Source organism: Grimontia indica (assembly GCF_000333895.2).
GTDB lineage: Bacteria > Pseudomonadota > Gammaproteobacteria > Enterobacterales > Vibrionaceae > Enterovibrio > Enterovibrio indicus.
In genome coordinates this window covers 68,296-83,287 of record NZ_ANFM02000025.1, presented here as the reverse complement: position 1 = coordinate 83,287, position 14,992 = coordinate 68,296, and the positions used below count along the sequence as shown (strand labels likewise).

Here is a 14,992-nt window from a genome sequence, read left to right as displayed (position 1 = left end):
TCTGGCTATAAGATATAAACCAGACCTATTTAAATCGATTTCTAAATTAAATAAATTATCTTAATGTGCTCGAGCGGAAAGAGTTATTCAACAACCAGCTTGGTAATTCTGATTGTGGTACCTGGCCATCTTGAAATATGTTTGTTTGATGATAGGAATGCTGATTCCATATTCTCGTAGCATTTATCCATTTACTATTTTTAGCTTCAAAAGCTCGTACGCCAGAAGTATCATTAGGAGAGGAATTAGAACTGTTGGAGACGATAATTAGCTCGGCATTATTATCCCCCTCAAGGTCCACAACGATTGGATATTCATAGAGGGTAGCACTTGAATTTTCAATTACGAGTAACTCAGAGCCGCTATTTCCATCCAAAATGGCAACTTTGTCTTGGTCTTGAACCAGAACTTCATCACGGCCATCATTGTCGAAATCAAATCCGGACACACCTATTTTATAGCTAGATGAATCATCGATAACGTAAGACCACACAACATTTCCTGAAGTATCATACATAGTTACGTTATCGATAGATGCAGATGCGATTCCCAATTTGGAGCCTTTGAGGAAGGTAGAGATAGCTTGAACACCACCACCTGGCTTCGTCACATTCTCGGTTTGCCACTTCAATGTGCCGTCATGCTCGTATACAGCTAGTAATTGATGAGAGTCGGTGTTTCTGCCCGGTATAGAGGTAACGAACTCTGGCTCTATATCATCATCCAAATTTGCAACAGCTGAAAACCAAAAGTAGTCATGCTTCACATTGGCCCACAATACGTCACCATATTGGTTGTACAAGGTGCCGTTGGTGAAAATCTCCATACTACCATCTAAATTGTAATCCAATGCGATTGGATCCGGCCCCCAGGTTTCGTATTTATACATGTAACCATTTCGATAGGAATAAACGCCGTCGGAAAACAAAATCTCAGGGTTTGAGTCGGAGTCAATATCCGCAATTGATATGTTCCTGTAACCAGCATATTTAATCGACTCCTCGATAGTGCCCGTTCTATCAACGATATACACTGACCTTGCATCTTTATTTCCGACTAAGATTTCGACGCTCCCGTCACTATCAATATCGGCTATTGCTGGTGAGTAACGTGGGTCTGACCATACTGGACCATCTTTATAGCTCCATAGGTCCGAACCATCTTTGCCACTAATCGCTCTTAGAACGCCAGGCTTATACAGTTGATTCTTTTTGAAGCTAACAAATACAACGTCAGCGATATCACCATTGTTAATGATACCATCGCCATTATCATCGTTTAACTGACCCGTCACCGGCGTTACTATAACTTGGTCGTATTCTGGTAAGAACGCACTACTTTTCCAGTGCCATTTTAAATCAGCCTCAAGCGGAGAAGTCAGAATTTGTCCGTCGAAAGGTTGATAACCCAAAAACATAGAGCCTTCAAAGCTGTCGGCAATGATGCCAACGTTTGAGGTTCCTGATGGCGCGGAAACATCAGCATGAGGCGCGAGGACCAATCCTTCTATTGATACACCGGATAATTTCAGTGACGTAGCTTCAAAAAGATTAAAGATTGTTTTAGAGCGGTATGGCAGGAAGTCTTGTAGGCTTTTATTGCTTAGTGGGCTAAATCCAGATTTATCGCCACTAATATTCACTATCACCGTCGCATTCTCTGGTATACAGCTAAGAGCGATCGTATGTGATTTTTCGAGTTTATAACCATCGAGATTAAAAACTTGCATGTCGCTGGTGCAATCACCTTTCAGATAAAGGCCGCCCCAAAGTGCTTCGACTGTTCCAACATTCTCCAATTTACTAAGTGTGGTGGAGTAATTGATTATATCTTCTTCTAGATTATCAAAATCAATAGGTAGATCTGCGGATCCTGTGATAGTGCTTGTTTCAGCCATACCGAGGAAAACGGTATGATTAACGTCCTCAATGTCGCCATTGACTATAACGTTACCTCTATAGACACGACCGCTGTTGTAAGTAAGGTCACCACCTACAGTCAAAGAATATTCGCTATTTGGGAAGTCCGAAAAATCGTTAAATATACTGTAGCCGCTTAAGTCTGCATCTTCGCCGATTGCTAGTGGGCCATTACTTCCAGAATGCGGCGATGTAAAATCACCGAATACTAACGCACTGTAACTGGTATTTAGTGCGAAGGTTTGAGTGCTAAAAAGCATGAACATGGTGCAAAATATATTTCGCATAATGTTACCTTTATTTAATCGTATGAATTTCACCACCGATAATAGATATAACTTCGATGGAGAGAGGATTTTTTATTTGAGTTTTCTTTTTTCTTTAAGGAGTAACCAAGCAAAAGTTGTATTTGTTACTAAATACCTTTTCCACATTCTTCGGGGTTCTTGTATAACTCGATAAAGCCATTCTAGTCCGTTCTTTTGCATCCATATGGGGGCTCGATTCACTTTCCCAGCAACCACGTCAAAAGTGCCTCCAACGCCCATTACGAAGTCGACCCCTAACTGATCACGCCATTTGTTAATGAAATTCTCTTTTTTGGGAGATGTAATGGCAACGAACAACAATTTTGCACCAGACTCTCGTATTTTACGTACTACAGTTTCCTCATCGTCCCAAAAATAACCGTCGTTGTATCCAGCTATTGTGAGTTTGGGGTAGAGATGTTGGACAGTTTCTGTCGTCTTTTTCACGGTTTCACTTGTTGCGCCAAGAAGAAAAACAGGGAAGTCTTTTTCTGCACTCATTTTTAATAACTCATGAAAGAGATCTACACCCGCGACTCTCTCGGTAACATTATGTCCCAGAAATCGAGCACCAAAGACTACCCCCATACCATCGATGTTAATTACATCGCAAGCTTTTACCGAATCGGCCAGAGAGGAGTCTTTTCGCATGTTGACAATTTTTGCGACGTTAACAACCACGTGTTGAAGAAAGTTGCCTTCTAATAAATTTTTCTCAATATGTATAACGGTTTCTTCCATTGTCGCCACATCCATAGGCGAGCCAAGAAAATTAATCCTTTTCATGATATGTCCCATAATTTAAAAGAAACAAAAATGAGTAATAAACCCACGCTTGTGTCCAGCGAATATAGTTAGTGTTGTTTTTTATATGTCGGTACTTTTGATAAGAGAAAAGACCTGAACCCTGGCGATATAATTGTCGGACTGATGTTTCAACTATCTTTTTTGCGAGTTCAATGTCTTCATCCGTTTTTCCTACTCTGAGCAACGTGAACACTGCTTGAGAAACACTGTGCATGTCTAACGGATATCGATTGTTGTTGTAGTATTTTGCAGTTCCGTCTTCTTCGAATAAATGTGTCTTGTAGTACGCAAATCCTTTGGATATTGCTGAGTCGAATATATCAACCCTCAATGATTCTTTAATCATTTGCAATGCTTCGAGGTTGTAACCTGTATGAAAGCCATCAACAAACTGATGATGATGTCGAGTTCCATAAACCCAAGAACCATCGTCTCGCTGGGCTTTTACGGATTGGATAGCGACATCGATAGCTAGCTGTTTGTAATCGTCGTTTCCAGTCAAGCTAGCAACCTTTGCAACCCAAGCTGCTCCCCATAGGCTTGCATTGTGTACGAACGCTTTTTCACCAGGGATGTAGGAAAAGTACTTTTGACCCTCTTTATCGTTATAAAGAATATTCACGATAAAAGTGGCTGCATCTAACGCAGGTTCTGAGTATTTACGGTTGTGCGTAACTTCGGACAAGGCAAATAGAGCTTGTGATACGTAGATAGTGGTGATGACATTTGGCTTTCCTTTAGGTACATAAAAAGCCCGAGCGTTCCAGTCAAAATGGTACCCCCAACAAGCATTCCCCCACTCCTCCTTACTGCACTGTTGATGGAGCAACCAATCACCAAGCTGAATCGCCTGCTGTAGATAAGCGTCGTCCTTGTTGTATCTGTATTGTTCTATCAACCCTAAAATAAAAAGTGCAATGCCTTTGGGATTACGCTTTTTGGGAACGCCTAACATCGGCCGAAAATTAATGAGGGAGCGTTTGTTGAATTGAATCCAACATAAGCCAAAAAGTCCTTTTTTAAGTCGAGGAAACACACTAAAAAAAGTGCTATTTAGGCCATCAAAAGGGTCATAGCCTGCAAAACTATCTTGCTTTGCGGTTTTTAATGTATTCTCTGAAATAGCTTTAATGCTTTCGTAAAAGCGCATTATTCACCTGTTAAATCTGAATAGATAAGGTCAAGTTTTGGGAAAACGGCTTGCTGACTGAAATGGTTCGTAAACTTTCGTTTTGCTTGAGAGGAAAGCCGATCATTCATCTCTCTATCAATGATCAATGCGGTAATATGTTCGGCGAGTTTTTCTACATCACCGGCTTCGATTAACAACCCATCCACGCCTGACTCAATAGCATCTGGAATCCCCCCCACAGTAGAAGCGACGACAGGCACGTTTGCCGACATTGCTTCGAGTATGCCCATGGGAAAGCCCTCGTTATAACTAGGGAGGCAATAGACATCAGACCTACTTAGCCAGGCTATTTTGTCAGAGCCTGAGACCCAGCCTAAGAAGTCGATGCAGTCAAGAATTCCGAGATTTTCGGCTTGCTGTTTGAAGGTCTCTATATCTCCGTCGCCCCCTAATGCGAGGCGTGCATTTGGCAATTGTTTGACGACGATAGCGAAAGCATCAATCAAATCTCTAACACCTTTACGCTCCCCAAGCCTTCCTAGAAACAAAATTCGTCCTTGCTCGGTTTGAGAGCGATCTAGGTTTAGTGTTTCTACGGCGTTATATACGATGTAGGCTTTTGAGGGGTCCTTGAGAATTGTTGTTACCCAAGAGTGCCATTGAGTAGACAAGACAATAACTGCATCTGCATAGTTAAACGTCTGCCGAATGTGCAATTGGGTTTTGTTCGAGCACTCGTTATAATAAAAGTGTTGAAACTCAGCACCATGTAAGTGAAGTACTACTTTTACTCGAAATGCTTTTACTAAGCGAACAATAAAAGATTTCCGATAATAGCTACCTCGGGATGCCATGTGTATATGTACCAGCCCAACTTCGCGTGATGCTATAAAGTAAATTAGTTTTAATATGGCAGATATAAATAGAAGGATTTTTTTTAAGCCAAAAATAGAGCCGTCATTGGTATGTGTGGCAATATGTTTGACGTTCCATTTTTGGAAGTGACCATTATCTAGTGTGTTAATTACCGTGGATATCCCACCCATCTCACTTAGACCGGTTGATAGGGTGATGTTTATTTTCTTTCTCATATTTTAATCGCGTCACAGTGAGGAGTTGAAACTGGCTTTTATAACATATGGAGTAAAAGTAATCTTTCTAAAGAGTGTTTTTACTAGCTTTGTTTTTAACGATGTCTGGTGACTTAATTTTAAATTAAATTATTGGTCTTGAAGGTTTGCTAATTTAAAATTGTAGTGGTGATTATGTTTTATGATAAAAATTAAATATCAGTGAAAACATCTTCAGATCGTAATACGGAACGGAATTTCCCAGAGAGTGTTCTAGGGACTTTTTCCATGGTAATAAATTCTATCCTAATAGAGTCTCCAAGGCGTTCTTGAATTTTATTCGATAGTTCATGCTCAATAGTTTTAATGTTATCTAGTTCTTTAGGTACGTATCGAATAATTATTCGGTCTCGTTCTACTTGTTCTATTTGGCTTTCGACAATGGTTGACACCCCCTTAAATGCCACATCCATTCTGCCAACATAGGTCCCATTTGGAAGAATCAGGTAATCATCGTCTCTTCCTAGTATTTTTTCCACAAAAGGCGAGTGATTACCGCATGAACACTTTGAGTGTGAATTGAATCCTTCTACGTAGTCGTTTGTGTCGTATCGTCTAAGTGGCATTGCAGAGTTATAAATGTTCGTGCCGACGATATGTTGCCCATGCTCATTATGAAGCACTTCTACATGCGAGTAATCGCGACGAATATGATAGTTTCCCTGTTCACAAAGTTGCAATGCAGCGACACGCTCGGCCTGACCATAATGGTCGAGAACCTTACCAAAAACTCCGGCCACCGTTTGTTGATTTTCTTTTGAGAACAGCTCACTGGAAGTCAATACACAGGCGAGATCCCAGTTGGGCTTCCAATCAAGTTTCTGAGCAAATTTAGCAAGGAGTGATATCGAACTAGGATATGCCATGATCACTTCTGGTTTAAAGTTTTCGAGTGCCTCAAGATATAAATGCGCGTTGGCCTGAGAAATATGGTAAGAAGAAAGAAATAAACGCCTTGTGAACAACGTTTTAACCCAAAACGTTGGACCAGTATGACTGGCAGGGAAAAGGTGATCACCTCTTAACACTGCAATCCGTGGAGAGATACCTACGCCATTCTCGTACATGTATGATTTAATAATATACTCTTCAAGGAAAATAGATTTTAAGCTCCGATAAACTGTCATAGGTTTATTGGTGGTTCCGCTAGTATAACCCTTAATACTAAATTTAGTGTTAGGCTTGTTCCCAATTTTTAGAATATAGTCTTTGTTTATTATTGGGAGGTTTTTGACATCCAAGAATACGTGCCCATAAAAAAATTTTGGAGCTAAATATTTATAGATAAAATTTATGATTATATTTTCTTTTAAAATTAGCCATAAGAAGTCTTTAAACATCATTATACTCCGATATCAAGCTTGTAGATAATTGCTAACCATTTTTTCAAAGCTAAATTTTCTTTCAATGAGTTGGCGTGCATTTTTGGACACAAAAGATAATTGCTCTAAATTACTGTGAATTTCTAAAATCCTTTCCGTAATATTAGATACATCGCAGTAAGTGTGAAAATAACCCGTTTTGTTATCTTCAATCAATTCGGCATTTCCACCGATATTTGCGCCAAGTACTGGCGTGCCGCATGCCATCGCCTCTAAAACTGCGTTAGAAAATGTTTCGTGAGAGGGTATTAAAAAAAGGTCTGCTTTTAGGAGATAACTATTAACAGATTTGGTGTCACCAACAAACTCGACGAGATGTTCGATTGCATTATCCTTACAGTATTGTTCGAGAGACTCTGCATGCTCAACAAAACTGTGATGTGCGCCCCCAACTATGAGTAACTTTATATCTACCCCTTGTTCATTTAACTGTGTAACCGACTGCAAAACATCGAAGTGTCGCTTTTCAGGTCTGAGTTTTGCAACCATGCAGAGGGTCATAGCCTTGGAGGTGTTTATTTGCTTAGGGTGATAAGTATATCGATTAATATCAACGCCATTATAAATTTCTGAAATTTTTCTTGTAGTCTGTGGATGCCTGGTGGCTAACGCCTTACTCAAAGATTTATTTCCTAAAACAATCTTATCAAAATGCTGTAAGTTTCTTTCTGCTAGGTGTTTCTTTATTTTTTGAGATAATCCATAAACAGTGCTTGTATTTAACATGGCAATTTTTCGCTGCTTAGATTTTGGTGCCATTAGAATTGGGTAATAATTCAGCCAAAATGTTTTGTCGTAGCTTGGATTTTTTAGAAGGAAAGAGTTTATCTTTTTTTTACAGGTTAACCATTCTCTAAAACCACCTGTGCCATCTATGGTTACAAATCGTATTTTTGGTGAAAGTTCTTTTTTAAGTTTTGTTACATTAGATAAACAAAGAATATCCACTTCAGCAAGCGAGTTTTCGACCAGGTAATTCGCTATATTTTTAATTTTAACTTCGGTTCCGCCAACTGAGAATGCAGAAATGACAAATAGTAACTTCACTCTATTTAACCTTCTTGTAGGGTAGGAAAGCAGCTAAACATGCTAGGATGAACAAGATATTATTTTGTTTTATATATGCACTTCCTGTGACAGAATAGATAATAAAAAACACTGAAAGAAAAAGGGGGAGCAGAAAATATTCACCTTGAGTTCGATAGTTTCTCAAACTGTCTATAAGGCATTTTAATAGCAGCATAAAATAAAAAATCACGCCTAAAACACCAAGCTCAATAAGAGTGTCTACAAAGCCATTGTGCGCATGGCCAAGTAAAATGTATCGCGACTCTATAAGACCGCTGGCATATCCAAACTCGCCCCAGAATCCCCCGCCAAAGCCATATCCCAAATAAGGTGAGTCGATACTAAACAGTATGTCCGTCCACATTTCTACTCTTCCAGAACCAGAAAAATCTTTTCCCATTAAATCAACGACAATTATTTCTAGAATAAAAGGAATTAAGAGCATTGCATATATTGAAGTTATCCCAATAGCTATTTTTAGGTGCATTGAAATTCGATGGCTAATTGTTATATATGCTTTGGCTATGCTTACAAAAAAAACGGCCAATATTGGTGTTGATGATCCACTCATGAGAAGAACCAAAATCGTGATTGCAAGCATCATATTGGTTTTTCTTTTGCTAAAAATATCTTGTGCTAGGATTACCACTGCAAGCAATCCCATTACACGTCCCAGTCTATTCTTGAACCCAAATGTACCTTGCCATAAACCATAATGGCTACTTATGTTGGATCCATCATCAATGCCAATAGAAGGGACGAATAGCGCAAAGAATACTGCGAGAAGTGCAGAAATAAATAGAGGATAAACAATGGCTTTAATGATGTTCTCATAGTCAAGATAAATGACCATAGTTAATGCAAACATCATGGTTCCTAAAAGTGCAATGCTTCTATTGATTGCTAGAGATTGATCATGACTCCAAATGATTGATAAAAAAGCCAATAGACAGATTAGCATTGGGTAACGTGACGCGATGATATAGTTTATCGCCTCTACTCGTCGTGCAAAAAGTAGTATTCCTGACACTCCATAAAATAGGGCAGATATAGCAGCAAAAATATTAGAGGGATTTTCTGTATCAAATAGAAAAAGAAGAGCACCACTAAAGAAGAATACTCCAAAAGAAATGAGAGCAAAAATCACATCTGGTATCCTTTAGTAAACTAAGGTATTGCGTAATAAAACTCTTTCACTCTTTCGACAATTTTTTCTTGCGAAAGACTTTCAACAATGGATTGGTTGCGTTGCAAAAAATCCAATCTATTACCGGAAAGTACTTCAACTACTTTTTCTGCCCATTGTTCGGTGTCACCATCAACAACACCTAGGAATCCTAGATCCTCTAGATCTTTATAGCATCCTACAGGAGACATAAGTGTGATGTTTTCAGACGCTAAAGCTTGTATCACAGATACGCCATAACCCTCTTTTTTGGATGGGAATAAATATATGTCGCTAAGCGCTAAATAATCTTCTACATTATCTACATGCCCAGTAAAGTATACATCAGTTTCTGACTGAGCAATGAGTTGCTCTAGTTCTTCAGTATATGGATTGTTTTCTTTTGGGCCTATAAAGATTAGTTTGACTTTTAAACTTAGCTTTTCACGTACTCTTTCTACAATAGCTAGTGTCATTTTTTGGTTTTTTCTGTCTGATATTCTACCAATTTGAGAAAACACCAATGTGTCTTTATCTATTGCGAGTTCTGTATACAATTCTGACTTTACTCTATTATTAAACCGACTTAACTCTACACCTCTTGGTATAACAGTTCCCTGATATCCCTCAGAATTGTTTTTTACATCTTCGGAAATGAATACATACGAATCTGACAACTTCCATGCAAGATTTAGTAGTATTTTTGATTTATATTTATAAAAAGAATTAGGGTCATCATGCCCAACTAAAGTTGGTTCTTGGATTATTTTTTTCCTAAGAATCTTTGCAATAATAGTAATTAATAGCAATCCCTTCGGTGTAGACTTGAAATGTACTATATCACACCACATTACATGTTTAATGTATGCGGGAGCATTTTTTACTTGTAGTAGCATTGAGAACAAGCCTGAATTGCTTATTTTCTTTTTTCTCACATAGCCATTATTGCCGTCGTTACTCTGTGGGCTAATGTTACTTTCTACAGCAAGCACCCTAGAGTCAAATGTACTTCTGGCTCGTTTTAAAAAACCATGTAGGTTGATGCCAGCACCTGCCTTTTCTGGATATATCGACTGTATTACGTAGAGAACTTTTTTCTGTCTGGTTTTGTTATTCATTTTTAGGGCCACAAGATAGTTTAACGATAAAAACGTTCATTGTTAGGATTGTTATTGAAATAATCGACATATAGTAAAAGAATTCGCTTGGCTCAGTGGGACTGTTAAGTGCAAATATAAACACCATTAACCTTAAAGCAACGTTAGATATCTCTGTGTATAACAAACTTCTTGTTTTCTTTTTCACTAAAAGGAATGGAACACTTGCAGTATTTGTCAGTTGACTAAATGCGATTATTAGAACGGGTACTATATACTCAATACCTTCCTGCCATTTTTCCATATAGCTTGATGAGAAAGCATAGTATGCGATAATGTAGATTATTGCTGTGTAAACGAACCCTAAAATCATTAGTAGTAAAGAGTGAATGTAGTATGTTCGAATGCTTGAGTTTTTATTCGAATAAAACCTTATTAACACAGGTCTTAAGGATTGTAGTATAACTGCTGCAGGTGTTCTTAATATTTTGTCAACAAAGAAATACACACCTATTACTGAAGGGGAATATAGAATTGCACCTGATATTATAGGTATTTGCTGAGCAAAGGTATTCAGACAAGCATTCGGTACGGAATATTTATAAATATACTCGTAGTGCTTTATTTCAAGTAATGAATTTTTTATTCTTTGTATTGATAAATGATAACCTAATTCTGCCTTCTTGTATGAATAAATAACAAGAAATGAAGAGGAGAGTGTGAATGACCATAGAATACCATTCTCGACAAGGCTCAATGGATAAAGCGTCATTATAAATACAGCTGATTTGATTATTTTTGAATACGATAATTCCTTAAATTTGTGTTGGTATACTAGTAGTGCGTTTGTCACATTTGTTGCCGTTAGCACTAACGTTCCAGTTAGCAAAAATATACCAATGGAAGTATTGGTCACACCTTGAGAGGCCACGATTGGTATGATGACAGTCCCGAAGAGTAGAGATATTATCGCTGTAGAGGTCAAAGTTATATCTATTGCAGAAACGACTTCATTTTGACTCTGTGATTTTGAAATTGCTTGTTCTAATCTCAAAGAGGTAAATATACATCCAATTGCTATGTAAGAAGAGAATAGTGCAAATTCACCGACATCCTGTTTTGAATAGTACAAACCAATGATGAATGTGGATAGAAACATAACTATCTGAGATACAACACTTCCTGTTAGTATCTGAAATATAGCTTTAAGGTACATAGCATTCCAAATTAGTATCCTAAAGTTACTTGGAAATCAAATTAGATCAGAATCAATAGTGTTGATGAGTCAGTGACAGAGTTATATCGTTCAATTAAGACCCTTTTCAATGTACCAAATGGTTGATTTTTCGATTCCTTCGGAAACTTTTTTTCCAGGGAAATAACCTAGACATTCTTTTGCTTTCGTTATGTCGGCTTGTGAGTGACGAACATCACCGTCTCGGAAGTCTCGATAAATTAATTCACCTTTGACGTTGATATTCTTGGCTGTCAATGATGACCTAATCGTACCATACAGTTCATTCAACGTTGTTCTGTCACCTAGCGCAACGTTATACACGGCGTCTTTTGCTTCGTCGTCGGCAGTCGCTGCGAGGATGTTCATTTGAACCGTATTTTCGATAAAGCAAAAGTCACGACTTGTCTCACCATCGCCATTTACAAAGACGTCTAAGCCATTCAGCATTGCATATGTCCACTTAGGAATGACGGCAGCATAAGCACCGTTTGGATCTTGTCGAGGGCCGAATACGTTGAAGTATCGTAGACCGATAGACTTAAACCCATATGTTTTTGCGAAAACTGCCGCGTACAGTTCATTGACATATTTCGTAACAGCGTAAGGAGACAGAGGGTTGCCTATGTTTTCTTCTACTTTTGGTAGTGCCGGATGATCTCCATATGTAGAACTACTGGCTGCATAGGTAAAACTTTTGACGTTTTGCTCTTTTGCCGCATTCAACATGTTCAGGAATCCGGTGATATTCGCGGCGTTTGTTGTAATGGGATCATTGATTGAGCGGGGAACTGAGCCAAGTGCTGCTTGATGGAGTACATAGTCAACGTCTTTTGTTGCACGCTGGCAATCATCGTAGTTGCGAATGTCACCTTCATAGAAAGTAAAAAGAGACCATTGCGAGTCTGAGACCAGACATTTTACTTCGTCTAGATTTTTTTGATGTCCTGTCGCGAAATTGTCTAATCCTATGACTTTTTGATTGAGCGTAAGTAACGTTTCCAACAGATTGGATCCAATAAACCCAGCTACCCCAGTGATAAGCCAAACCTTTGGTTCTGACTTCAGTTCGTTTTTTATGCGTTCAAATTTTGTCATGAAAAATTGTGTTCCGTCGATTCGGGAAGAGTTAGATCTTAAAAGATATAAACTAGAAGCATTAAAGACGAATATCTACATCTTGCTTGTCGAGGATATATTTCAAATCATAGATTACGTGTTTTTCTTTCCCATATGAGTGGAGCATATCCGCGCCTATTTCTTTAAACTCAGCGTGTCCAACAGCTAAGATAATTGCGTCATAATGGTTTTTCTTGATGTCCTCAACGAGTGTGAGTCCATACTCGTGTTGTGCTTCGCTCGATGAACACCAAGGGTCGGCAATATCGACATTAACGTTGTATTCTTTGAGCTCACTTACGATGTCTACAACTTTGGTATTTCTTAAGTCTGGACAGTTTTCTTTAAAGGTTAGTCCCATCACGAGGACGTTTGAGTCTTCGACATGGATTCGTTTCATTAACATTTTTTTGACTAACTGAGAAACGACATACGCGCTCATTCCATCGTTTAATCTACGGCCAGCCAGTATCATTTCAGGATGATAACCAATACTTTGAGCTTTATGCGTTAGGTAATACGGGTCAACACCAATACAATGTCCACCTACTAATCCCGGGCGGAATGGAAGAAAGTTCCATTTGGTCCCCGCTGCCTCTAGAACTTCCAGCGTATCGATTTCCAGCTTGCTAAATATAATGGATAGCTCATTGATAAGAGCAATGTTGACATCACGTTGCGTATTTTCAATCACTTTTGCAGCTTCAGCGACTTTTATAGATGATGCCTTATGAGTACCTGCAGTAATAATTGACTTGTATAACTCATCTACTTTAGTAGCAATTTCTGGTGTAGAACCACTAGTCACCTTCAGAATATTCGTAACACGATGTTCTTTATCACCAGGGTTTATTCTTTCTGGTGAGTAACCAGCATAAAAGTCGTCATTGTATTTAAGTCCTGATACATCTTCTAATACGGGTATACATACTTCTTCGGTCGCACCTGGATATACTGTTGACTCATAAATAACAACGTCATCTTTGCTTATCACCTGACCCAGCATTTCACTTGCTCTAACTAGGGGCGAAAGATCGGGTTGCTTGTGTTCATCTATAGGTGTTGGGACAGTAACGATATAAACATTACACGCTTTAAGATCACCAGATGTGCATGTGTATGACAGGAGAGTTGACTCTTTTAGTTCGCGATCAGATACCTCAAGCGTAGAGTCGTGACCATTAACTAATTCTTGGATCCTTTTGGAATTGATATCAAAACCGATAGTTGTATATTTTTTGCCAAACTCAGCCGCTAAAGGCAAACCAACATAACCTAAGCCGATAATTCCGATCTTTACATTTTCTTGGTACATACTCATGCCTTAATTCACTACCCCACGTGTATCAATGACGAACTTGGTCATGAATAACGTTTTGTCTGCTGCTTTAAACTGTTTGTGGTCGACGAGAACAACAATGATATTTGCTTTCTCAAGTGCGACTTCTAACGTCGTCTGCTCTACACCCGCATGTACGAGGTTTTCCGGAATCGCGGAAACGTTAGGTTCTACGGCAAATATCTGTCCGAGATTTTTCTTCGTCAGTTCTTCGACGATTTGCAGGGCTGGGCTTTCGCGGAGGTCGTCGATGTCGGCTTTAAATGCGAGGCCTAAGCAAGCAATGACTGGTTTTTTGAATTGATCCGCTGCCTTTTCAATTTGGTCTACGACGTAGTGTGGTTTCGAATCATTTGTTAAACGAGCTTGACGGATAATTTTGGCTTCATCAGGGCAACTGTCTACGATAAACCAAGGATCGACAGCGATACAGTGACCACCCACGCCTGGTCCTGGATTTAGAATGTTCACGCGAGGATGCCTGTTTGCTAGTTTGATAAGTTCCCAGACATTGATTTTTAATTTGTCGCTGATGACAGATAATTCATTTGCGAATGCGATGTTGACGTCACGAAATGAATTTTCAGTCAGTTTAGCCATCTCAGCGGTTCTCGCGTTGGTAATCACACATTCACCGCGGACAAACGTTTGGTATAGCTCGACGGCTTTCTCACTACAAGCCTTTGACATCCCGCCAATAACTCTGTCATTCGAGACCAATTCTTGAAGAACATAACCTGGCAATACACGTTCTGGGCAATGAGCCACTTTAATATCCGCACTGTCGCCAGCGTCTTGGGGAAAGCTCAAATCTGGTCGCGCAGCGCTGAGCCATTCAGCTAATTTTTCCGTCGCGCCAACTGGGGAGGTCGATTCTAGAATGACAAGATTGCCTTTTTCCAATACTGGTGCAATAGCGTTTGCTGCTGACTCAATGTAGCTTAGATCAGGTGTGAAGCCTTCTTTGAAAGGGGTTGGAACCGCAATCATAAATGCTTCAGCCGGTTCTGGGGTGGTCGTGGCACGTAACATTCCTGTCGCGACAACACCGCGAACGACGATATCAAGATCAGGTTCTACAATATGTATCTTTCCTTGATTTATTGTGTCTACGGCATTGGGATTAACATCTACGCCAATTACTTCTATTCCGCGTGAGGCCACAACGGCTGCGGTAGGAAGTCCGATGTAGCCTAAGCCGACAACAGAAACGCTTTTAAAGGACATAACTGCTCCTCAGGCATACCTTTAACAAGTATGCGCTTAAAAATAAGAAAAAAATAAGGTGGGGT

12 protein-coding genes are annotated in these 14,992 nt (G+C 39.2%); all 12 read right to left on the bottom strand.

All coding sequences use genetic code 11. The features are described 5' to 3' along the window. Positions 1-55: 55 nt before the first annotated feature. Complete coding sequence (locus D515_RS14605; protein ID WP_002539616.1) at positions 56-2,206, bottom strand: choice-of-anchor A family protein; 2,151 nt, start codon at positions 2,204-2,206, stop codon at positions 56-58. A gap of 72 nt (positions 2,207-2,278) precedes the next feature. Beyond that, positions 2,279-3,013, bottom strand: coding sequence for a WecB/TagA/CpsF family glycosyltransferase (locus D515_RS14600; protein ID WP_039850137.1), 735 nt, complete (start codon positions 3,011-3,013; stop codon positions 2,279-2,281). Further along, positions 3,000-4,184: a glycoside hydrolase family protein gene (locus D515_RS14595; protein WP_002539614.1), complete on the bottom strand. Its 1,185-nt coding sequence runs from the start codon at positions 4,182-4,184 to the stop codon at positions 3,000-3,002. The genes D515_RS14600 and D515_RS14595 overlap by 14 nt, the downstream gene beginning before the upstream one ends. After that, a complete protein-coding gene (locus tag D515_RS14590) occupies positions 4,184-5,257 on the bottom strand; it encodes a glycosyltransferase family 4 protein (RefSeq protein WP_002539613.1) in 1,074 nt (357 codons plus the stop codon). The genes D515_RS14595 and D515_RS14590 overlap by 1 nt, the downstream gene beginning before the upstream one ends. Before the next feature lie 191 nt (positions 5,258-5,448). Beyond that, the gene (locus D515_RS14585; RefSeq protein ID WP_002539611.1) at positions 5,449-6,639 is read right to left on the bottom strand and encodes a phenylacetate--CoA ligase family protein; all 1,191 of its coding nucleotides are present in this window, start codon (positions 6,637-6,639) and stop codon (positions 5,449-5,451) included. Between the two features lie 12 nt (positions 6,640-6,651). Continuing rightward, the gene (locus D515_RS14580) at positions 6,652-7,725 is read right to left on the bottom strand and encodes a glycosyltransferase family 4 protein (RefSeq protein ID WP_002539610.1); all 1,074 of its coding nucleotides are present in this window, start codon (positions 7,723-7,725) and stop codon (positions 6,652-6,654) included. Position 7,726: 1 nt separating this feature from the next. Then, positions 7,727-8,893 carry an O-antigen ligase family protein gene (locus D515_RS14575; RefSeq protein ID WP_002539609.1) on the bottom strand — a complete coding sequence of 389 codons (1,167 nt, stop codon included), beginning with the start codon at positions 8,891-8,893 and terminating at the stop codon, positions 7,727-7,729. 20 nt (positions 8,894-8,913) lie between these two features. Next, positions 8,914-10,029 carry a glycosyltransferase family 4 protein gene (locus D515_RS14570; RefSeq protein WP_002539606.1) on the bottom strand — a complete coding sequence of 372 codons (1,116 nt, stop codon included), beginning with the start codon at positions 10,027-10,029 and terminating at the stop codon, positions 8,914-8,916. Further along, a complete protein-coding gene (locus D515_RS14565; protein ID WP_002539604.1) occupies positions 10,022-11,224 on the bottom strand; it encodes a lipopolysaccharide biosynthesis protein in 1,203 nt (400 codons plus the stop codon). Before D515_RS14565 ends, D515_RS14570 begins: the two co-directional genes overlap by 8 nt. Before the next feature lie 90 nt (positions 11,225-11,314). Next, positions 11,315-12,340, bottom strand: coding sequence for an NAD-dependent epimerase/dehydratase family protein (locus tag D515_RS14560; protein WP_002539602.1), 1,026 nt, complete (start codon positions 12,338-12,340; stop codon positions 11,315-11,317). A 61-nt stretch (positions 12,341-12,401) separates the two neighbouring features. Next, positions 12,402-13,682 (bottom strand): Vi polysaccharide biosynthesis UDP-N-acetylglucosamine C-6 dehydrogenase TviB, encoded by a 1,281-nt coding sequence (tviB, locus tag D515_RS14555; RefSeq protein WP_039850133.1) that lies wholly within the window; start codon positions 13,680-13,682, stop codon positions 12,402-12,404. A 3-nt stretch (positions 13,683-13,685) separates the two neighbouring features. After that, the gene (gene wecC, locus D515_RS14550; RefSeq protein WP_002539599.1) at positions 13,686-14,927 is read right to left on the bottom strand and encodes a UDP-N-acetyl-D-mannosamine dehydrogenase; all 1,242 of its coding nucleotides are present in this window, start codon (positions 14,925-14,927) and stop codon (positions 13,686-13,688) included. Positions 14,928-14,992 lie beyond the last annotated feature (65 nt).

Excerpts from the sequence above, each read along its gene's own strand:
- D515_RS14605 (WP_002539616.1), bottom strand. The coding sequence starts at position 2,206 with ATGCGAAATATATTTTGCACCATGTTCATGCTTTTTAGCACTCAAACC.
- D515_RS14600 (WP_039850137.1), bottom strand. The coding sequence starts at position 3,013 with ATGAAAAGGATTAATTTTCTTGGCTCGCCTATGGATGTGGCGACAATG.
- D515_RS14595 (WP_002539614.1), bottom strand. The coding sequence starts at position 4,184 with ATGCGCTTTTACGAAAGCATTAAAGCTATTTCAGAGAATACATTAAAA.
- D515_RS14590 (WP_002539613.1), bottom strand. The coding sequence starts at position 5,257 with ATGAGAAAGAAAATAAACATCACCCTATCAACCGGTCTAAGTGAGATG.
- D515_RS14585 (WP_002539611.1), bottom strand. The coding sequence starts at position 6,639 with ATGATGTTTAAAGACTTCTTATGGCTAATTTTAAAAGAAAATATAATC.
- D515_RS14570 (WP_002539606.1), bottom strand. The coding sequence starts at position 10,029 with ATGAATAACAAAACCAGACAGAAAAAAGTTCTCTACGTAATACAGTCG.
- D515_RS14565 (WP_002539604.1), bottom strand. The coding sequence starts at position 11,224 with ATGTACCTTAAAGCTATATTTCAGATACTAACAGGAAGTGTTGTATCT.
- D515_RS14560 (WP_002539602.1), bottom strand. The coding sequence starts at position 12,340 with ATGACAAAATTTGAACGCATAAAAAACGAACTGAAGTCAGAACCAAAG.
- tviB (WP_039850133.1), bottom strand. The coding sequence starts at position 13,682 with ATGAGTATGTACCAAGAAAATGTAAAGATCGGAATTATCGGCTTAGGT.
- wecC (WP_002539599.1), bottom strand. The coding sequence starts at position 14,927 with ATGTCCTTTAAAAGCGTTTCTGTTGTCGGCTTAGGCTACATCGGACTT.